A 20,779-nucleotide genomic window follows, 5' to 3' on the forward strand; every position below is an offset into this window, starting at 1 on the left:
AGACCTATGTGCTACTGTTTGGTCTCACTGAGTTTACCACGAATCTTGAGAAAGCTCGCGCGGTCCCGTTCATTGGGAATGAAGTCCGAAAGACGACGGTAGAAATCGTCCCGGCCGACGGACTTCTCGGCCTGGCGGGCGACCAGCATGGGGGCGACCGGACCGATCAGAGGCAGAAGCACCTCGGTCACGGCTCGAATTTCTGTTTGGGAGATGACAGCTTCCATCTGCGCGATCTTGAAGCCTTTGTCGTCGCGCAGCATCTGCTGAGCCGTCTTCCGGAAGGTGGTCGCCTCGGCCTCGGTTCTGATCTTCCCTACAAGAAACTCCAGGAACGTATCGACGTCCATCGTCTCATGAGAGGCCTGCTTCACCAGAAGGTGGCCTATCGGCCCGAGAGAGTGGGCGAGAGACCGCCCCAACGCATCGATCGTGCCGGGGGTGAGCACTTCGGCCATCGTTTGGTTGAGGTGTTCCTTTGTGGGTGCCGGCTGCTCTTTTCCCGGCATATGGGAGAGTTCGGTCAGATCGAGCGGCGGAACGTCGGCGCTCGGACGCATCTCGATCGATATGTTGAGGGCAACGACGAATTCGTCCGCTGTCTGGAAGCGATCTTCGGGGTTGCGAGCCAGAGCACGCTGCACGACGGCATCGATTTCCGGCCAAAGTTCAGGCCGGTAGGTCCTGATCGATGCCGGCTGATCGTTCATGAGCTTGCGCATGAGTTCGGGCAGATCGGTCGCAACGAAGGGCTTCGCGCCGGTCAGCATTTGAAAGAGGATGACTCCTGCAGAGAAAAGATCCGCGCGGATATCGGCGGGACGCCCGAGAAATCGCTCCGGTGCCATGTAGTTTGGCGTGCCGATCGGAATGCCGCCGGGCTTCGTCAGGTCGAGTGCCTCCACATGGGCCACACCGAAATCGGAGACTTTGATGGAGGCTGCCGAAGGGCAGAGGATGTTGGCAGGCTTGACGTCGCGGTGGATGACGCCCTTGGAGTGCGCATAGCCGAGTGCGAACAGCAGCTGGGCCATGATCTCACCGACCTGCCGGATAGGCAGCAACGTGCCCCGCCGGATCACATTCTCCAGCGTGCCGGCATTGACATATTCCATGATGATGTAGGGCGCGCCGTCGTGCTCCACGAAGTCGAAGACTGTGACGATGTTGGGATGCAGGCACCGTGCTGCGGAGCGCGCTTCGGTGGCAAACCGACGGAGAAGCTCGTCGTTTTCGCTCAGGTTCTCCAAAATTTCGGGTCGAAGCGTCTTGATCGCCAATGGCCGGTCGATCTGCTCGTCGTAGCCTTTGTACACGACACCGATTGCACCGCGGCCGATGACTTGGTCAAGACGATACTTGCCGACCCTGCTGGGCTTGGCGCCAGTCGATCCACCTTGGCTATTGCCCGTCCTCAGATCCTTGTCTGCGGTCATCGGAGAAAATTCCCTGACGAGCGATAATCTGGTTCTGTTGGGCCAGGGATCAATCGCGTTGGTCACTTTTCGAGCATCTTCAATGCGCTATCCAAGCTCCTGCGCATCCGGTTGAAGGAACGTGACAGGGATGCGATCTCGTCCGAGCCCGGATATTCGAACTCGGCCACGGACGCATCGCCCATGCTGACGGCTTCTGCTGTTTTCGCCATCCGCGTCACCGGGCTGATCACGTATCGATTGAGCAAGATATTGAGCAGTATCAGGAGAACCAGAAAGATGATGCTCGACGTGCCGACAAATAATCCTAGGTTTCGCCAGATCGATCCTTCGGCAATGTCCGTGGGCACGGATATGATCTGTGCCCCGATCGTCTCGTTAAGTTTCCAGCCGAAGCCATTCTTGTTGCCGTAAAGAGCAACCATCGATGTAGGCGCTCTGTCCGGCGTCGAGTGGCAAGTCAGGCAGGACTCGTCCCTGATCACCAACGGATAAGTCGCCGTGTAGTGAGAACGGTTGTCGATCGTCTGAAAGCTGACATCCTTGGTCAGTTCAGGGTTCGCCCGCAGCTTCTCGATGAGCTCCCGCTCCCAGTCGCGCGCGAGATCGGCAGGGTTGGTCGGATTGAGCGCGGCTTCCTTGTAAAAGAACTGCGGGTAAAATCCTCGGAAATTGCGGAATGCCGTTTGAGCCGAGAACGACGGAACCGTTTGCGGCAGGAACTGGATGCTCGAGTGTTCAGCCAGCAGAGGCTGAATCTCTTCCGAGGTATAGCGGCGTATGGAAAGCGCCTGCGCTCGCAGAACATCGATCTGCGATTGCAGCTGTTCCATGGCTTCCCGCCTGGAAATTTGATAAAATGGATAAATCGATAGGCTGAGTCCGAGCAGATAGCAGACGGCGAGAATGATATTGAATTTCAGCCGTAGTCCCACTGGATATCTCCAACGGCTCGAGAGGTTAGTGTGCGTAACAACTACCGGATTTCATAATAGTGCAAGTCTTGGAGACGTGCCATGCATTTCGGTCAAGCAGGTGGATTTGCAGGCCGATCCTATGTGCGCAAAAGCACATTGGGAGAGTTTAATCCGACGCATCCGATATTGAGTTTAAGTCTTGTTGTCGTCTTTGTACTTTCCCTGCTGCTGAGCTTTACTTCTGCTCATGCCGCTGGAAGGGTCGCTTTAGTCCTAACAGCGGAAGATTATCAGAAACTTCCGAAATCCAGCATCGGTACGAAGCGGGGAGCCGAGATTGCAGATGCTCTCAAAGCGCGCGGCTTCGACGTGATCGTCAGTCCGAACCCGAGCAATGCCACGGCGAGAGCCAATCTGCGCGATTTCGCTGCGAAGACGGAGGGCGCCGATCTGGCGTTCGTCGTCTTGATCGGACATGGCGTGGCATGGGGCGGTCAGACTTTTTTCCTGACAACCAATACCGAGATCGGGCGAGCGACCGATCTGCTTTCGCGCGCGCTCTCGACCACCAACATCGCGCAGATCGTCGGGCGGGCGCAGACCGGCGGAGTGTTCTTCTTCATGACGTCGCCGACCTTCGAGACCGCCATCGAGGGATTGGATGCCAGGCCTCAGTTCACCAGCGAGGCCCCGAAGAACGCTGTCACCATATTTTCCAGTTCGGCTCGCATTCCAGTCTCGCGCATCGACGCTGCGGGCGAGCAGGCTGCGGAGGCGTTGACCAAGCTGCTCCAGCAGCCAAGCCCATCGCTCAACGAAGCGGTCAAGGTTGCAGCGAACGGCAATCTGGGGGCTGTGTTCGGGCATGTCGACGAGATCAGCCTCGCAAAGCCCGCTCCCGCACCCGTAGCGCCACCGGTTGCCGCGATCTCGCCACCACCGGCACCCGCTGTCCCGAGGACGGACGAGATCCAGGGCAAGCTCGAAGCGGAGCGTCGTGCGCGTGAACAAGCGGAAAGTCGCGCCCGCGATGAACAGCTCAGGGCGGAACGGGCACAGGCCGAGGTCCTGAAAGCGCAGGCCGACGCCAAGAAGGCCCAAGCCGATGTCGAACGGGCTCAGGCGGATGCTGAGAAGGCGAAGCAGGAAGCCAAGCGTGTCGAAGCTCAGGCACAAATTGCGGCAGCCCAGGCCGAAGGGCTGCGGCACGCGCCAGCGGTTGCGATGATAGAGGACGCACAGCTCGGGCAGAAGCAGCGCCGCCTGATCCAGCAACGGCTTCGGGAACTGGGCCTCTACACAGGTCCGATCGATGCCATCATGGGTCCGCTGACGCGGGAAGCGATCATGGGCTACCAGAGAAGCCGCAGCGCGGCGATCACAGGATACCTGACGGCCGAGCAATTCGATACACTCCTGCCAAACGAGGCGGAATGATCAGGCTGATCGGAAATCTTGGATAAGCGCAAGCTGCGGTCTCCGCGAGGCATGACATTGGATGGCCTGCTCGAGCAGGCCATCCAATGTCTCGCGAACGTTCCAGATGGTCTTGCCATGGGATTTGGCTCATCTGGCGCCAGCCGAGGCAAGGATCGCTTCGATCTCCCTGTAGCCGCGGCTGCGTGCGTGCTGCAGCGGCTTCACGCCATCCCGATCCGCCAGATTGACGTCGGCGCCTGCCTTTACCAAAAAACCGACGATCCGCTGATGGCGTTCGCCACCGTCGCCCAGGATGATGGCCTCGAGCAAAGCCGTCCAACCAAGATTGTTGACGTGATCGACGTCGACGCCCGCCTCGATCAAGGTCCGGACGGTGTCCACATGGCCACGCTCCGATGCCGGGATGAGGGCGGTGCCGCCATAGCGGTTGGTGCTCTTGACGTCCGCGCCGTGCGCGAGCGTCATCTTCAGGATTTCGAGATGGCCGTGCGCTCCGGCGTAGAGATAGGGGCTGTCGTCGATCCGGTCCTTCGCGTTGACGTCGGCTCCGGCCTCGATCAATGCCCTCGCAACCGCGATCCTGTTGTCGTGGGTCGCGATGAGCAATGCGGTGCGCCCAGCCTCGTCTCTCGCATCGATATCGGCTCCCTCCGACAGAAGGTCCCGTATCCGCGCGGCATCGACGTCCTTGGTCATGACGGCCCTCAACAGATCCTTCCCACTTGCACGCTGTCCGACACTCATCGTCGGATGAGCCGTCACGACCAGTGCAACAACGAGAGAGACGAGACTTCCTCGCATGATCGGAACTCCGCGCAGGAGTGTTAAGCGCCGCGCTCGAAACGTCTCATGTACGCTCGACGGCGCCGTAAGCCAAACGCCCTTTGTGGAACGTCGCCTGCCGCGGCGAACGCCGAGCAACGGCCTCCGCCGAACAACTGGCGTCGACCAGAACGAATTCGGCCGCATCACCCGGCTTCGGCCAAGCCACTTTACCGTCGTCACTCAGCGGCAGCAGATCGCCGGTGGCAATCGCGAGGGCGCGCGACAGACGGAACTCGTCGCTGCCGCCATAGAGCTGCGCGCATAAATTGGCCTTCTCCAGCATGTCGCCGGTGCCGAACGGCGACCAATGGTCGATCACGCTGTCGGTGCCGGTCATGATCTTGACTCCCTTTGCGCGCAGCTGCGGCAGCGGCATCGTCCTCTGTCCGATCGGCACCGTCGAGACCACGGTTACGCCTTGCGCGGCCATGCGCTCCGCCATCTCGCCCAGGTCCTCGGGCTTCAGCGTGGAAATGGCGAAGGCGTGGCTGAGCGTCAGCCGGTCGCGCAGCGCCGGCGTCTTCTCGACGGTCTCGATCATATAATTGAGGGCGGCCACGCCGGCAGGGTTGGTCTCGTGGATATGGATGTCGATGCCCTTGTCGTGGTCGAGAGCGATCTGGAACATCGCATCCAGCGAAGCCTCCATTGCGCCGTCGACATTGGTGGGATCCAGGCCGCCGACATAATGCACGCCCATGCTCATGGCTTCACGCATCAGCCCATCCACCTTGGAATGCAGCAGGCCGTGCTGTGGGAAGGCGACGATTTCGCATTCGAAGCTGTCGCGATGCTTCGCCAATGCAAGCTGCAGGTGCTCCAGGCTTTTCAGCCCGCTGACCGGATCGATGTTGCAATGGCTACGCGCCACCGTGCTGCCTTGCGAGAGGAGCAGGGCAATCAGCTTCTCCGCACGCATCTGCGAGGTCGGCAGCAGCTTCGGAAGGAGAACCTCCTCGCGCGCGATCATGTCCATGATGGTCTTGCCTTGGCGCGGGAGCGGCGCTTGCCAAGGTCCGCCGTAGAACGTCTTGTCCAGGTGGATATGCATGTCGCGGAACGCGGGCAGGAGCAGCTTGCCCTGCGCCCGGTAGCGCGGCAGGGCTGCGTCCAGCGCCGCATTCGCCCCGTGCAGCGCCTTGATGCGACCGTTCTGGATCTCCAGCGTGCGGATCCCCGTCCGCGTGCCGACAACCACATCGCCCTCGCGCTCGAAGCCTTCTTCGATGCGCACATCGCTCAGATAGTAATGGCTGTCGGCAAGGGTCGTGATCTGCCGGTCGGACCGGTCTGCCTTGGCAGCAGTCTCGGCGGCCCCGGCCTGCACGCCGCTCAGGCCCAGCACGGTGGATGCTGTCACCAGCCCACCGGAACGGCGAAGAAAGGCTCTGCGGCTTTGTTGATTTGCGCTGTCCACGGGTCGCTCCTCTCCAGGTGTCGTTGAGATGTGATCGGCGGCATTGAGCTAGCGTCCGGCTAAGCGTTGCAGAACTGCTAGCCGTCGCTCCTTCCTCGAGGAGATCCGCTCTGGCTGACAAAATTCCTTGCTGCGATATGTGAAGGATAGCGCCGGCTTGCTTCATCTGGAAATTAAATGTTCAGATGATGATTATTGGCTTTATGAATGAGCGGTGTTATGCGCCAAAGAGAGGCCAGATGCTCGACCCACGCCTTCTGCGAGCTTTCATTGCAATCGTCGAAGCGGGAGGCTTCACCAAGGCGGCCGAGCGTCTGCATATGACGCAATCGACCTTGAGCCAGCAGCTCGCCCGGCTCGAAGATGCAGTCGGGCAGACCTTGGTGGATCGGGACACGCGTCCTATTCGACCCTCCGCCGCAGGAGAGCGCCTTCTGGGATATGCGCGCCGCATCGTGACCCTTCAGCAGGAGGCGACGGCCGCACTCGGCAATCCGGCCGGAACGGCGCCCATTCATATCGGGCTGCCAGAAGATATCTTCAGCCGCTCCATGGCGCGGCTCTTCGGCGAATTCTCCAAACGCCACCAGGAGATCCGTCTGGACGTGAGCGCCGGGCTGAGCCGCGACCTGACCCGGCGCTACCGCGGCGGCGAGTTCGACATCGTCGTCGTCAAAGAGCCCGCGCCCAGCAACGACTGCCGGGCAAGCTTCCCCGAGTCCATAGGCTGGTTCGAGAGCAAGGATGCGTTGAACGCTTGGCCGGACCCTGTCCCACTTGTGACCTTTCCTCCCGGTGGCCTCTACCGCGAAACCATGTTCGAACGCATCGAGCGTGAGCGCCGCCGCTGGTACATCGCCTTCTCAGGCAGCAGCTTCAACAATGTGCTCGTCGCCGTCGAGGGTGGGCTCGGCATAACGCTTCTTCCTAACGCTGCTGCGCTCGGGCGCCACGTCAGGCCTTACGCGCCATTCAGCGACGAAGCCGCGATCATGGTGTCTATCTATGCCTGGGAGAATACCGGGCTCATCGCGGAACTGGTCGAACAGATCGGTGCAGCCCTTTCCGAACGCAGCAGCCGTCCTGGACCGTCCTGAGCGTTTTCGCTGCTCTATTGGAGCCTGCACAGTCCGGCAATGACGAACGAGGCAATCCGTGGCACATTGGCGGCAGGCTGTGGGCTGCCTCTTTTCAGAGCGAGGTCTCCCTATGACGTCCTCTTCGATCCCTGACGGCACCACCATCTCCCTCTTCCAGCAGCATTGGCGCGTCTACCACATCATGGTGGAGGAGAACTTTCTCTGCCACCGGGAGGTCTACGCTCACCTGCACGACACTCTCGCCGAGCTTGAGGGCCCATTCCGATTCCTCGACGTAGGTTGCGGCGATGCCGCCTGTGTTGCGGTGGCGCTGAGGGGAACGCGCGTTGCCTTTTACCACGGTATCGATCTGGCTCCGGAGGCACTCGTGGAGGCGCAGATCAATCTCGGGAACCTGCCCTGTAGGGTGAGCCTCGAAGTCGGTGATTATGCGAATGCCCTTCACCATCGCACCGCACCGGCCGACGTGGTCTGGATCGGGCTGTCGCTCCACCACAGCCGCCAGCTGGCCAAGAGGGCCGTGCTGAGGGACGTGCGACGCATCCTGGTGCCCGGCGGGCTACTTATGTTCTACGAGAACACGAGACGCGACGGAGAGAGTCGCGACCAGTGGCTGGCCCGGTGGGACCTCCAGCGTCCCGCTTGGACGGCCTACAGCGACGCGGACTGGACCATGATGCGAGACCACGTTCGGGCCGCGGATTATCCCGAAACCTGCTCCGACTGGCATCGTCTGGCCGAGGCAGCGGGCTTCCGCGACGTGCGCGAACTCTTCGTCGCTCCCGCCGACCTCTTCAGGATGTATGCCATGGCTTGAACGACAGCTTCTCAAGCGCTGGAAGTCGGGGTCGGCATCTGGTGCCGGATAGGGCCTTCCTCGCCTCTTACCTCGACTCCTGGAAGCGACCACTGGGATTCACAAAGCAATTGACCACGAAAACAAAGCTCATTATCGATATTGATAATCGATCAGGTGCGCTATGAATATCGTTCCGATCAAGCGACCGCGCGAACTCGTCTATGAGACCGTCAAGCGTCGCATCATGATGAATGAACTGAAGCCGGGCAGTTCTCTGACCGAGCTCGGGTTGGCTCGCGAGATCGGCTGCAGCCAAGGAACGATCCGGGAGGCTCTCCTTCGGCTCCAAGAGGACGGCCTTGTGACGAGGGCCGGCCACCGGGGCACCACGGTCACGCGCCTCGACCAAGAGGAAGCCGAGGAAACTCTCGCGATCCGACGCCGCATCGAGGTGCGTGGGGCGCTGAAATCGACCCGGCACGTCACGGACGAGGTGCTTGCGGAGCTTCGCCGCCTCATCTCCCAGATGGAGGAGGCGGCCCATCAGGACGACGCCTTCGCGCTGATCGAGTTCGACATGGCCTTTCACGTGACCCTGTTCAAACTCTCCGGTCTCGAGGCGCTCGAGCAGATCCTCACCCGTTGCACGATCCACACCCATCGGTCGAAGCTTTGGGCACCGAGTCACAAAAGACCGCTTCTCGAGACGGCCCGCAGGCACAACGTGCTCCTTGAACGCCTCGAAGCGGGGGACGCGAAGGGACTGGCCCATGCCATCGGCGTGCATATCGATACGATCGTCACGGAGGATTCATGACCCCATTCGTGGAACCGCAAATGGAGGCCATTTTGAATCGGCTTCGGGTGGGCCCGCAGACCGACTTCAAGACGATGCCCATCGCGGAAGCACGTCGGCAGTCGGACGCGGCCACTATTCCCTGGAGTGACGGCGCACCTGAGATGAGGATGCGGAACCTGACCGTCGATGCGGACGGGCATGAGATGAGAGCGCGCCTCTACCTCCCCGTGGAAGGGCCCATCGTGTCGCCGATCCTCTATATCCATGGCGGCGGCTGGACCTTCGGATCCATCGATACCCATGATGGCACGATGCGAAATCTCGCTGAGGCTGCGCAGCGTCCCGTGCTCGGGATCGACTATCGCCTGGCGCCGGAGCATCCTTTTCCGGCGCCCCTCGACGACGTCCTGACGGCCATCGCGTTCGTCGAGACCGGAGGCCTCGGCACCCAGATTTCCGCGCACGATATGGCGATCGCAGGCGATTCCGCAGGGGCGAACCTCGCTCTCGCGGCGCTGCTGGCGCGCCGCGATCGGAGGCTCCCGCAACTGGCATCCGCCGCTCTCTTCTATGGCTGCTATGCGCCGGATTTCACGACGGCGAGCCATGCGGAATTCGGGGACGGCGCCTATCTGCTCACCAGCGTGAACATGCGCTGGTACTGGACCAATTTCCTCGGCCGAGAAGGCGCCGACACAACCTCTCTCGCTGCGCCGGTGAGGTCCGATTTGAGCGGATTGCCGCCGCTCTACCTGTCGGCGGCCGGCCTCGATCCGCTCCGCGACGATACGCTTCAGCTTGCCCAAAAGCTTGCCGCCTCCGGCGTTTCCTTCCGCTGCGATCACGTTCCCGGCGTGGTCCACGGCTGTCTGCGCATGACCCGGGAACTCGATGCCGCCCGTACAATGATCCGGGCGGGAGCCGACTTCATCGTCTCGCAATGCAATGAAAAAAACCTGGGAGGAACACAATCATGGAGCGCCGCGAATTCCTGATGCTTTCCGCTGCCGCCGCTCTGGCGGCACCGCTGGCACGGCCAGCCATCGCACAGACGCCGACCGCCGTGCGCTGGTGGTACCATTTCGATAATCCGCAGAACTCGCCCGCAGCCCTGGTGGCGAAGTTCGAGCAGGAGAATCCCGGCATCAAGATCCAGGCCGAGGCGATTCCGTGGGGCGGCGGAAACGACTACCAGACCCGCCTGTTCGCCGCTCTCGTGGCAGGCAACGGGCCTGACGCCGCCATGGTGCGCCTGTCCTGGGCCGCGCGCCTCGCGGCCATGAAGGCTCTCGAGCCGCTCGATGCGATGATCGGCGGATGGGCCGGTCGCAGCGACATTTCGGACAATGTGTGGAAGATCAACAAAGGCGCCGACGGCAAGCAGTATTACCTGCCTCTGCAATACGTCGTGATCTACCTCTATTACCGCCAGGACCTCTTCCAGCAAGCCAATCTCCAACCGCCGAAGACCTTCGATGAGTTTCTCGCCGCCGCCAAGGCGCTGACGAAGGGCGACATGGCTGGTTTCGGCATGCGCGGCGGAGCCGGCGGCTTCGACAATTGGGGCCCGTTCGTCCTCGGCGGCGGAGCGAGCTTCGAGAAGGGCGGCATGATCGGCGAGAAGGCGCTCGCGGCCAACCGGTGGTATGTCGGCTTGGCGCGGGACGCGAAGGTGACGCCGGCTTCCGCCCCCACTGACAGCTTCCGCCAGATCGTCGATGCCTTCAAGGCGGGCCGGACGGCGATGATCATGCACCATGTGGGGTCCGCCAACGAGGTCGTCGGAGCTCTCGGCGACAAGGTCTCAGCCGTTCCGGTTCCCCGCGCCGCGGACGGACAGGGCTGGACCTATTTCGGGGATGAATCGAATGCAGTCTTTGCCGCCAGCAAGGCCAAGGAGGCGACCTTCCGCTGGATCTCCTTCCTATCCACGGCGGAGAACAATAACGAGCTGAACAAGCTCACGGGACAATTGCCCATCACCACCTCGGGCGCCGCGCAGTGGACGGGGCATCCCAAGCGCTTCGTCGATGCGAGTTCTGCCTCGCTGCCGATTGCCCGGTCGCTGCCGGATCATCCCAAGACGCCGGACTTCATCGCCCGCGTCTGGCCCACCAACATGCAGAGAGCCTTGAATGGGGAAATTTCGCCCGACGACATGATGAAGGCCATCGAACAGCACTTCAACGGCTGAACGTCATCGGGATCCCCAGATGCGGTCGCAATCGGGCGGTGGCACGCCACCGCCCCAATCCGGAAGGCATTCTTGACCACGGCAGCCCATCATCGATTCTCCCGGTGGACACCGGCCTGGTTTCTGGCACCCGCGCTGGCGATCACGGCTGCGGTCGTCGTCGTGCCGGCGGCCCAGACGATCTGGCTCAGCCTGCAGGATTACCTGCTCTACGAACCCGATGCCGCCACCTTCGTCGGTCTCGGGAATTTCAAGGCCATCCTGCAGGATGAAGTCTTCTGGATCTCCCTCTGGCACTCGGCCATCTGGATCGTCGGGGTGGTCGGCCTGCAGTTTTTCTTGGGCCTCGTCACCGCTCTCCTGCTCAACCAGAGCTTCTGGTGGCGCGGCGCCGCACGGGCTCTGGTCGTCGTGCCCTGGGCCCTGCCCAGCGTCATCATCGGATTGATGTGGACATGGATGTACGACTTCAATGTCGGCGTCCTGAACGATATTCTCGTCCGCATCGGAATCATCGACGCACCGGTCGCGTGGCTCGCGCGTCCCGACCTCGCGCTCGCGGCCATCATGGCGGCCCTGGTCTGGCAGGGCTTTCCGTTCTTCGCCATCACGATTCTGGCAGGGCTGCAGACAATTCCCGCGGAACTCTACGAAGCCGCCGAGATCGACGGCGCCAATCGGAGCCAGATGCTGCGGCACATCACGCTCCCGAGCATTGCCGACGTGATCGCGACAGCGCTGCTGCTGCGGACCATCTGGGTGGCGAACTCCCTCGACGTCATTCTGGTCATGACGGGCGGCGGTCCGGGCTATGCCACGCATACCCTCCCGCTCTACGCCTTCGTGCGCGCCTATAGCAGCATGGAGTTCGGCTACGCCGCCGCGCTCGCGCTGATTCTCACGCTCCTCCTGCTCACCGTCGTCTGGCTCTACGTCCGGCGCGCCTCGCGGGAACTCGACCGATGACGGACCGTCGATCCGCCACGCGACGGTTCCTGGAGGTCGAGCTTCCAGTGCTCGCCATCCTGGCCTTCGCTCTCGCACCTTATGCCTGGATGGTTCTGACATCCATCAAGCCCCAGGCGGAGCTTTCGCTCTGGCCGGTCCGCTATCTCCCGGAGAACGCTACCCTCGATCATTATCGTGAACTCATCGGCCGAACGACCTTCGCCGGAAACCTCCTCAACAGCTTCGTCATCGCGACCGGCGCCGCAGCCCTCGGGCTTGGCGTGTCCATCCCGGCGGCCTATGCGTTCTCGCGCTTCCGATTTCGCGCACGGCGCGTGTTGATGACCGGCTTCCTTGTCATCAACATGTTCCCGGTCGTCCTGCTGATCATCCCACTCTTCATCCTGATGAAGAACCTGGGCCTCCTCGACACGTTCCTGGGTGTGATCCTCGGCCATTCCACCTTCGCGATTCCCTTCGCGATCTGGATGCTGACGAGCTATTTCAACGCGATCCCGCGGGACCTCGACGAAGCGGCGATGATCGACGGGGCGTCACGCCAGCAGGCGATCCGCCTGATCGTGCTGCCCCTCGTCATGCCGGGCGTGGTCACGGCGGGCATCTATATTTTCATCACCTCGTGGAACGAGTATCTGTTCGCCATGATGCTGTCCGGACAGGCCGTGCGCACCGTCACGGTCGCGCTGCAGCTGTTCATCGGCGAGTTCACCATCCAGTGGGGCCTGCTGACGGCGGGCGGAACTCTGATCGCGCTCCCCGTGACCATCCTCTTCCTCCTTGTGCAACGAAGGCTCGTGAGCGGTCTCACGGCCGGTGCGGTGAAATCATGACAATCAAGAATCCGATCGGGGTCATCTCCATGTTCTACGCGCGCCCCTTCACGCGCGAGCACTTTGCAACATTTGCCCGCATGAAGGCTGCGGGCGCGGACGTGGTGGAGCTGCTCGTGCCGGAGCCTGGCGAACTGGACCTCGCGGAGACCCGGCGCGCCGCCGACGAAGCGGGTCTCGCCATCGTTCTTGCCGCCCGCGTGAACCTGACCCGGGATCTTGCCAGCGAGAGCCCCGAGGCTCACCGGGCGGGCATCGCCTATCTGGAGAGCTGCGTCGACATCGCATCCAAACTTGGAGCCCGCATCGTCGGAGGTCCGCTCTACGGTGCGCCTCTCGTCTTCGCAGGCCGCGCGCCGTCTCCGGTGGACTCCGATGAGCGCCGACGCCGGATCGACGCCGTGGTCTCCGGTCTGGAGAAGGCTGCCGCGAGGGCCGTGGATTCAGGCGTCGTCCTCGGTCTCGAAGCGCTGAACCGGTTCGAGACGGACATCGCCAACACTGCCGGCCACGCGATCGAGATCGTCGACCGCGTCGGTTCGCCGGGGCTCGGCGTGATGCTAGACACCTTTCACATGAACATGGAGGAGTTCGACCTCCCCGGCGCGATCCGCAAGACCGGCCGGCGGCTCGTTCACTTCCAGGCCAACGAGAACAACCGCGGGTTCGTCGGGTCCGGGCATATCGACTGGCCCGGCATCGCCCGGGCGCTTCACGACATCGCCTATGAAGGCCCCATCGTTCTGGAACCCTTTCGCCGCGACGATGAGAGGGCAGGGGTCACCTTGGCCCAGTGGCGGCCTCCCACGCGTGATGAGGATCCGGAACTGGCGGCGAGCATTGCCTACCTCAAGGCTGCCCTCGCTTTCGCAGGGAGGATCGGATGACATCGGTGAGAATGGCCTGGATCGGGTGCGGGACCCACGCCAACGAGATGCTGCTGCCGCAGCTCATGCGGCATGATGTGACCTTAGCCGCCCTCTGCGACACGGATGCGGATCGGCTCGCCCGGACGGCGGTGCGCTTCGGCGTTCCTCCCGAGAGGACGACCTGCGACTGGCGCGAGGTCCTGAACCGGAATGACATTGACGCCCTCGGATTGGCGATAGGCCCGCAGGGACATTTCGAGATTGGAACGGCCGCCATAGAGCGGCGCCTTCCGGTCTTCATGGAAAAGCCGCCCGCTCCGACTGCGCTTCAGGCTCATCAACTCGCCGAAGCGTCGAAGCGCCAGGGCGTGCCGGTGGTGGTCGGCTTCATGAAGCGCTATTCGACGTCAAACCGGATCGCGTCGAACATCCTCTCGTCTCCCGAGTTCGGCGAACGGGCCAGCTTCCTCGGGCAGTACATGACGGCGCCTACCTATTTCGCCAAGGACCCCGATTATACCGGCTTTTATCTGCACCATTGCGTGCACTATTTCGATCTCGTTCCTTATCTGATGGGCGACGTCGAATCGGTGAGCGCCCGACGGCATGAGCTCGCACCCGGCAAGCTCCTCCTCCACGTCGACTTCCGTTTCGTCGGCGGCGCCATCGGAACCCTCGTCGTCGGCACGCATCAGTCCCGCGGCACACCCATGGAATGGTGGCAGGTCATGGGCGATCATCGCCGGGTCGAGGTCAGGAACGTTCATGAGGTCCGCTACTACCGCGCTCCCCCCTTCAAGGTCTCCGATCGCGACGCGACGCTTGCGGATGGCGTCGATACCTTGGTCTGGGAGCCGAACATGACCGCAGCGGCGAACGAGGATCACAAGGGCTATCATGCTCTGCTGGGCGAGTTCGTCCGTGCTATCCGCGAGCCGATGGAAGTCCCGACGATCGCCGATGGGGCGCGAGCCATACAATTGCTCGAGCAGGCCATCGGCGGGACAGCCGCTGAAGTGCGCTAGAGCATTTTCCGGCGATGCTTCTTCTCTTGCCTGGCGCATCGTTCGGGGCGGAAAACCGGATCCACTTTTCCGCACGATGCGCTAGCGGCCGAGCACGAGGTTCGGCAACCAGGTGGTCAGCGGCGGCCAGAGCGTGATCGCGACCAGCACCGCGAGCAGCGGCAGCAGCCAAGGGAGGATGGCCCGTGACATCGCTTCGAAGCTGATGTTCGCGATTTTCGAGGTGACGAAGAGCACGACTCCCACCGGCGGCGTGATCGTGCCGATCATCAGGTTGAGCACGAAGATCAGCCCGAACTGGATCGGATCGATACCGAACTGCGCCGCGGCCGGCGTCAGGATCGGGATCAGGATCAGCATCGCCGCCAGCGCCTCCATGAAACAGCCGACGAAGAGCAGCAGCAGGTTGACGATCAGGAGGTAGATCAGCGGCGACCCGGCGAGGTCGACGAGCCAGGGGCCGACGAGCTGCGGGATGCGTGAGATCGAAAGACACCAGCCGAGCGCGGCGGCCGTCATCACCAGCGCCAGAACCACGCCGGTGGTTTCCACCGTCTGCACGACGAGTTCGGGTAAATCGTTAAGCGAGAAGCTGCGGTAGACGAACAGGCCCAGTACCAGCGCATAGGCGGTCGCGACGGCGGCTGCCTCGGTCGGTGTGAAGATTCCGCCCATCATGCCGCCGAACAGGATAACCGGGGTCATGAGCGCCCAGTGCGCTTCCTTGTAAGCCACCCAGAGCTGCGCGAATCCGGGGAAGGGATGGCGCGGCAGGTCGTTTTTCTTTGAGACATAGACCACCATCGCCATCAGCGCGCCGGCCATCATGAAACCTGGAATCACGCCGGCGAGAAAAAGTCCGCCGATCGAGACATCAGCCGAGACGCCGTAGATCACCATCGGAAGGGAGGGCGGGATGATCGGGCCGATCGTCGCCGAGGCGGCGGTGATGGCGGCAGCCGTCTCGGGCTTGTAGCCCTCGTCCCGCATCGCCTTGATCTCGAGCGTGCCGACGCCGCCGGCGTCCGCCACCGCGGATCCGGACATGCCGGCGAAGATCACGCTGGCGAGGATGTTGGCATGGCATAACCCGCCGCGCAGGAAGCCTACGCAGGCGGTGGCGAAGGTGAAGATGCGGTCGGTGATGCCGGCCGAGTTCATGATGTTGCCCATCAGGATGAACAGCGGCGCCGCGAGCAGCGGGAAGGAATAGGCCGATTGCGCGATCTTCTGCGGAACGATGCCAAGGGGGAAGGCCCCGAAATAGGCGAAGGCGACCGCCGCCAGTCCCATCGAGACGAAGAGCGGCACGCCGAGCAGCAGCGCAGCGAACCAGACCGGCAGGATCTGCAGCATCAGCGTGCTCATAGGGGCTGGGCTCCCGGTTCCGGAGCGGCGACGCGCCTGCCGGCCAGAGCCATCGCGGCATCGCCGAGAGCCTGCAGGATCAGCGCGAGGGCCGCCAGCGGCATGACGATATAGAGTGCCGCAGCCGTGATCGGCAGCGCGATCGATTCGACATCCCAGGTCCGGTCGATCAGGCCGAAGGAATAGCGCAACAGGACGACGGCGAAGAGCACGACCAAGCCCTGCGTCAGCAATTCGAGCGCAAGACCGAGAGGGGCGGGCAGCTTGTCGGCGAAGACGGTGATGCGAATATGCGCACGCCGCCTGCTTGCGATGATCCAGCCGACGAACGCCGTCCAGACGAGGAGGTACTGCGCGAGCTCGTCGCTCCAGGCGACCGGCGTGTTGAGTTGACGTGAGATCACACCGATGAGAACGCTCGCGAGCAGCGTCAGCAGCAGCACGACGGCGCTCCAGCGCAGCAGCCTGTCGGCGATGGAGAGGAAGGAGCTCATCGATCACGGATCCTTTGGCGACGGCGACGCTTGCTCGTCATTCCGGCCGAGGCGGAGCCAAGCCGCTACTTAAGCGGCTTGACCCGAGCGATGGTCGGCGCGGAGAGGGTCGTTCACCTTACAGCGACGCCAGCGCGTCCCAAGTGCCCTTGCCCCACTTGCTTTCGAATTGCTTCGGCACGCTGTCGAGCACGGGCTTGCGGAAGGAGTCCATGTCAGGCTCGGTGACGCTCATGCCGGCGGCCTTCAGCGTCGCGACAAGGCTCGCCTCCTGGTTCGCCAGCTCCTGATCCTGCCAGACAACGCCGTCGGCGATCGCCGCCTCGACGATGGTGCGATCGGCATCATTGAGGCTTTTCCAGAAGTCGGTGTTCACGATGATCAGGCGGGGAGTGATGATGTGGCCGGTCAGGATCAGGTGCTTCTGCACCTCCTGCAGCTTGGCGCTGTGAATGGTCGGCAGCGGGTTCTCCTGCCCGTCGACGGCGCCTTGGCTCAGCGCCAGGTAGAGCTCGTTGAAGTTCACCGGCGTCGCCTTGGCTCCCCAGGCCTCGACCATGGCGCGGAACGTGTCGACCGGAGGCACGCGCAGCTTGAGGCCGGCGACGTCGGCGGCGCTCTTCACCACCTTGGTGCCGGTGGTGAGGTGGCGCTTGCCGTAATAGGTGACGGCGGCCATACGCATGCCGCGCTTCTTCTCGAGCTCCGCGTTCATCTGCGCGAAGACCGGCGCCTTGGCGACCTTCGTCATGTGGGCGGAGTCGCGCCACAGATAGGGTGCCTCAACCACCGAAAGCTGCGGCAGGAAGGAGCTGAGCGCCGCCGCGCCATCCGTTGTCATGGTCAGCGCACCGGAGGCGACCGACTCCATCATGTCCTTGCCCGAACCGAGCTGGCCGGCCGGAAAGGACTGGATGTCGACGCGGCCGGAGGTCTTCTCCTTCACCTGCTTGGCAATGCGTTCGACCATCTGCACCTGCGGGTGCGTGGTCGGCAGCATCTCGCCCCAGCGCAATACCGTCGCCTGTGCACGCAAAACGCTGGGCATCGATACAACAGCGCCAGCGACGGCAGATCCCAGAACGAAGGCGCGTTTCGTCAGTGTGCTCATCTTGACTTCCTCCCAGTGCGGCCGATTCTTCGGCTCCTTCATGTGGACCACGCCGGCAATTCCCGGCGCAGCGTCGGTGTCATCGCCCGGCTGCGGGCGCTAGCGATGGGCCTGCTCATCTTCTCGACGGCCATCGTCCTGTTGCATCGGCGTCGCAAATGTCAGGAGAGCCGAACTATCGGAGAGGAGATGGCAGATACTCCCTGTCTGATCACTGACATGTTAGCTTGAGGTTGGAGGATCGGCAAGCTAGGCGCGCCGTCAAGCTCGAGTGTTTTCAGGCCGCCGGCCGAGGGCCCTCGAGAGCGGGTCGTGCCATCACGCTATCCGGTCGCGGACGGTGTCGAAGCGGTCTCGTGTTTTCCGGAGGTGGGGCGAGACAGGAGTCGCCACTCTCTCCGGATGGGCAGATTTGATCGCAACTTGCGGAGCCACATCAGCTCCAAACGCAACAAGCCCCCGTGGCTTGTGCACACAAGGGCTTGCAGTGTCATGGATTTGGTTGCGGGGACCTGAAACCACCGACATTGGTATATTGTCTTCTCAAGGTATCTTAGCACTTGGCCATAGAATGCAGCCTAAGGTTGCCAGCATAGTTGGCCTTCAGCCAAACATTGGAACGCCCCCGGCTGCAAACGGGAGGGCTTTACTTGCCGCGGGACGACCCGCGGCAAGAAGTTCATTCGTTTCAGAAGTATGGCTGCCTGCCGCCTGTTAGAGCACGAACCAACCTTTCTGCAGGTCGACCGCTCCCTTGAGCTTGATCACCCCCTCGGCCGACTTGTCGCTGTCAGTATTGAGATAGACGTAAGTTTCCTTGCTCGTCTTCTCGTAGCGCACCTGACCGGCCTTGGTGAAGGCTTCCTTGCCGATGAAGATGAAGGCTTGGTCGCCCTTCTTCTTTACGTCGGCATCAATCGCCTTCAGATCAATCCTGTCGCCATCTTTGCCCTTGAAGTCAGTGATCGTGTCGGCTGTTCCCTTTGTCGCGCCAGTGTCCTTATTGGCGAAGACGAATACGTCCTTGCCCTTGCCGCCCGTTAAGGTGTCCAGGCCCAACCCGCCGATCAGACGGTCGTTGCCCGTCCCGCCGTCGAGCGCGTCCTTGCCGGCTCCGGCGCTGAGGATATCATTGCCACCACCGCCCGAAAGCTTGTCCGCACCCGAACCGCCAGAAACGGCGTCATTATCGGATGTGCCGGCAGTGCTCTCATTCCAAACATCCTGGAGCGTGATCGTTAGAATTTGGTCGGAGGTTGCGCCATGGCTGTCAGTCATGCGTACGCTCACCTGGTGGCTCGAGGCCTGCTCGTAGTCGAGCCGAGAGCCGTTGACCACAACCAGGCTCCTGCCGTCCGCAGACAGATCGAACCGGCCACCTGCGTCATCTACTAGGCTGAAGCTGAAGCCATCCCCGTCCACATCCCAGGCGGAGAGCGAGCCAACAACTGTGCCAGTTGCAGCATTCTCAGCCACGGTGCTGCCGGCCAGCGCAAGGCCGGCCGGTGCATCATTGACGGGATTGATCGTCAGCGTGAAGGTCTGAGGCACGCTCTTGGCCCCCGATGGATCCACCACGCGGTACTCAAAGCTGCTAATCCCGTTGAAGTTGGCGGCTGGGACATAGCTGAAGGTGCCATCCGCATCGAGCGTCAGACCTGCCACAGGAACGACCAACTCATAGCTGAGGCTGTCCCTGTCGACATCCGAGCCGGCTGGAATGCGGCCCGTGATCAGCGTGTCCTCAGCCCCAGAGGTACTGTTGCTGGTAGGGGTGGCAACCGGTGCATCATTGGTGCCGGTGACGCTCCAGGAGACCGAGGCCGGAGTGATGACGTGTCCGTCCGACACGCCATAGCTGACGCTCACCGTAGTTCTCTGACCCGCGGCCAGGGACTGGTACGAAGCGTGCGTCGGATCCAGCACGAAGGTCTTGGTTACAGCATCATAGCTCACACCAGCTGGCAGGCTCACTGGAACGTTGACCACCGACAGGGTGGTGCCTGCATCCACGTCTGTGGTATTGGCCAGAGCTTCGAGGCTGACAGAAACACCGTCCTCGGTGGCGGAAGCTGCCACGACACCAGACACAACCGGCGCATCGTTCGTGCCGCTGACCGTGATCGTTACTGTCTGTGGGACTACTCCACCGTGACCGTCACCACTAGTGTAGTTGTAGGTGACGACCTCGCTCTGACCTAGTGCGAGATGGCTGTAGGCATTCGGGTTAACTACGAGGCTATTGCCGGAAGCGATGACGCCGGAGGCATTACCCGACACGAGAACCAGATCGAACGCGGTAAGCGTATCGCCCGTGTCCACATCCGAGGCGCTCTTAAGCAGATTCACTGCGAAGGTGGCAGTATCCTCGCTTGTGGTTGCAACCACCGCAGCCGAGACAGTCGGCGCATCGTTGATCGGATTGATAGTGAGGGTGAAGGCCTGAGGCGCACTCTTGAGGCCCGATGCGTCAACGACCCGATACTGGAAGGATGTCGTGCCATTGACATTCGCAGCCGGGACATAGCTGAAGCTTCCGTCAGCATTGAACGTCAATCCGGCAATCGACGCCACCAGTTCGTAGGTGAGCGTATCCCCATCCGCGTCGAACCCGGCCGGAATCCGGCCGGTGATCATAGTGTCCTCATCCCCCACAGCGCTGTTGCCTACAGAGGCTGCAACCGGCTTGGAGTAGGTGCCGGAGTTGTCGGTGATGGTCTCGATCGAGCCTTGGAAGAGTTGCGTGCGCTGCGCCTCGGTCAGGCTCAACCCCTGCAGAACCACGGTATCCTGACCGCTGCCGCCGACGATCTGGAGAGCTGTTTGGACATCGCTCACCGTGAAGGTGGTGCCTGCCGTGTTGCTGCTCTCGATGGCCACACCCGTGATGGACTTACCCGACAGGTCGAGCGTGCTCTCCGCCGTGCGGATCTTAGTGGAGCCGCCATAGCTGTAGATGCTGGTGAAGCTTGCCAGGCTGGCGGTGTCGGCAAGAACGATAAACGCCCCTTGCTGTTGACCTGCAGGCCCATACAGCCGAAGTGTCTCAATGCTGCTATAGCTTGCCGCTCTCAATGCGTGTTTCGCGTGATCGTGAGCAGCGATTTCGCGGCACCGTGAGCAACGATTTCAGAGGATCGTGAGCACCTTTTCGGAGGTGCCGGGAGCTTCGGCCGACAACTCAAC

General features: G+C 62.2%; 18 protein-coding genes. 10 read left to right on the forward strand and 8 right to left on the reverse strand.

Annotated elements, in window-relative coordinates; all coding sequences use genetic code 11:
- Positions 1-11 precede the first annotated feature (11 nt).
- Positions 12-1,436 (reverse strand): serine/threonine-protein kinase, encoded by a 1,425-nt coding sequence (locus tag BB934_RS21590; protein WP_099511465.1) that lies wholly within the window; start codon positions 1,434-1,436, stop codon positions 12-14.
- 62 nt (positions 1,437-1,498) lie between these two features.
- Positions 1,499-2,371, reverse strand: coding sequence for a c-type heme family protein (locus tag BB934_RS21595; RefSeq protein WP_099511466.1), 873 nt, complete (start codon positions 2,369-2,371; stop codon positions 1,499-1,501).
- 81 nt (positions 2,372-2,452) lie between these two features.
- Here BB934_RS21595 and BB934_RS21600 point away from each other — a divergent pair, with 81 nt between their 5' ends.
- Positions 2,453-3,790 (forward strand): peptidoglycan-binding protein, encoded by a 1,338-nt coding sequence (locus BB934_RS21600; protein WP_099511467.1) that lies wholly within the window; start codon positions 2,453-2,455, stop codon positions 3,788-3,790.
- Between the two features lie 129 nt (positions 3,791-3,919).
- On the opposite strand, the gene BB934_RS21605 is transcribed toward BB934_RS21600, so the two are convergent.
- Together BB934_RS21605 and BB934_RS21610 are read right to left on the reverse strand one after the other, a co-directional pair.
- Complete coding sequence (locus BB934_RS21605; RefSeq protein ID WP_099511468.1) at positions 3,920-4,594, reverse strand: ankyrin repeat domain-containing protein; 675 nt, start codon at positions 4,592-4,594, stop codon at positions 3,920-3,922.
- Between the two features lie 46 nt (positions 4,595-4,640).
- Positions 4,641-5,963 (reverse strand): amidohydrolase family protein, encoded by a 1,323-nt coding sequence (locus BB934_RS21610; protein ID WP_237050043.1) that lies wholly within the window; start codon positions 5,961-5,963, stop codon positions 4,641-4,643.
- Between the two features lie 311 nt (positions 5,964-6,274).
- Between BB934_RS21610 and BB934_RS21615 the strand changes: the two genes are divergently transcribed.
- The 9 genes from BB934_RS21615 (at position 6,275) to BB934_RS21655 (ending at position 14,620) form a co-directional block, all read left to right on the forward strand.
- A complete protein-coding gene (locus BB934_RS21615) occupies positions 6,275-7,132 on the forward strand; it encodes a LysR family transcriptional regulator (RefSeq protein ID WP_099511470.1) in 858 nt (285 codons plus the stop codon).
- 112 nt (positions 7,133-7,244) lie between these two features.
- Positions 7,245-7,952 carry a class I SAM-dependent methyltransferase gene (locus BB934_RS21620; RefSeq protein ID WP_099511471.1) on the forward strand — a complete coding sequence of 236 codons (708 nt, stop codon included), beginning with the start codon at positions 7,245-7,247 and terminating at the stop codon, positions 7,950-7,952.
- 163 nt (positions 7,953-8,115) lie between these two features.
- Positions 8,116-8,751: a GntR family transcriptional regulator gene (locus BB934_RS21625; protein WP_099511472.1), complete on the forward strand. Its 636-nt coding sequence runs from the start codon at positions 8,116-8,118 to the stop codon at positions 8,749-8,751.
- 32 nt (positions 8,752-8,783) lie between these two features.
- A complete protein-coding gene (locus BB934_RS21630) occupies positions 8,784-9,728 on the forward strand; it encodes an alpha/beta hydrolase (protein ID WP_157934257.1) in 945 nt (314 codons plus the stop codon).
- Positions 9,707-10,927 carry an ABC transporter substrate-binding protein gene (locus tag BB934_RS21635; RefSeq protein WP_099511474.1) on the forward strand — a complete coding sequence of 407 codons (1,221 nt, stop codon included), beginning with the start codon at positions 9,707-9,709 and terminating at the stop codon, positions 10,925-10,927. The genes BB934_RS21630 and BB934_RS21635 overlap by 22 nt, the downstream gene beginning before the upstream one ends.
- Positions 10,928-10,999: 72 nt before the next feature.
- Positions 11,000-11,893, forward strand: a complete 894-nt coding sequence (locus BB934_RS21640; RefSeq protein ID WP_099511475.1) for a carbohydrate ABC transporter permease — start codon at positions 11,000-11,002, stop codon at positions 11,891-11,893.
- Complete coding sequence (locus BB934_RS21645) at positions 11,890-12,726, forward strand: carbohydrate ABC transporter permease (protein ID WP_099511476.1); 837 nt, start codon at positions 11,890-11,892, stop codon at positions 12,724-12,726. Before BB934_RS21640 ends, BB934_RS21645 begins: the two co-directional genes overlap by 4 nt.
- On the forward strand, positions 12,723-13,613 hold the full coding sequence (locus tag BB934_RS21650) for a sugar phosphate isomerase/epimerase family protein (RefSeq protein ID WP_099511477.1): 891 nt from the start codon (positions 12,723-12,725) through the stop codon (positions 13,611-13,613). Before BB934_RS21645 ends, BB934_RS21650 begins: the two co-directional genes overlap by 4 nt.
- A complete protein-coding gene (locus BB934_RS21655; RefSeq protein WP_099511478.1) occupies positions 13,610-14,620 on the forward strand; it encodes a Gfo/Idh/MocA family protein in 1,011 nt (336 codons plus the stop codon). The genes BB934_RS21650 and BB934_RS21655 overlap by 4 nt, the downstream gene beginning before the upstream one ends.
- 81 nt (positions 14,621-14,701) lie before the next feature.
- On the opposite strand, the gene BB934_RS21660 is transcribed toward BB934_RS21655, so the two are convergent.
- The 4 genes from BB934_RS21660 to BB934_RS21675 form a co-directional block, all read right to left on the reverse strand.
- Positions 14,702-15,988, reverse strand: a complete 1,287-nt coding sequence (locus tag BB934_RS21660) for a TRAP transporter large permease (RefSeq protein ID WP_099511479.1) — start codon at positions 15,986-15,988, stop codon at positions 14,702-14,704.
- Positions 15,985-16,482 (reverse strand): TRAP transporter small permease, encoded by a 498-nt coding sequence (locus tag BB934_RS21665; protein WP_099511480.1) that lies wholly within the window; start codon positions 16,480-16,482, stop codon positions 15,985-15,987. The genes BB934_RS21660 and BB934_RS21665 overlap by 4 nt, the downstream gene beginning before the upstream one ends.
- 118 nt (positions 16,483-16,600) lie before the next feature.
- Entirely contained in the window at positions 16,601-17,593 is a 993-nt protein-coding gene (locus BB934_RS21670; RefSeq protein WP_099513112.1) for a sialic acid TRAP transporter substrate-binding protein SiaP, read from the reverse strand.
- A gap of 714 nt (positions 17,594-18,307) precedes the next feature.
- On the reverse strand, positions 18,308-20,668 hold the full coding sequence (locus tag BB934_RS21675; protein ID WP_099511481.1) for an Ig-like domain-containing protein: 2,361 nt from the start codon (positions 20,666-20,668) through the stop codon (positions 18,308-18,310).
- Positions 20,669-20,779: the final 111 nt, after the last annotated feature.

Origin of the sequence: Microvirga ossetica, from assembly GCF_002741015.1 — a bacterium.
Lineage (GTDB): Bacteria > Pseudomonadota > Alphaproteobacteria > Rhizobiales > Beijerinckiaceae > Microvirga > Microvirga ossetica.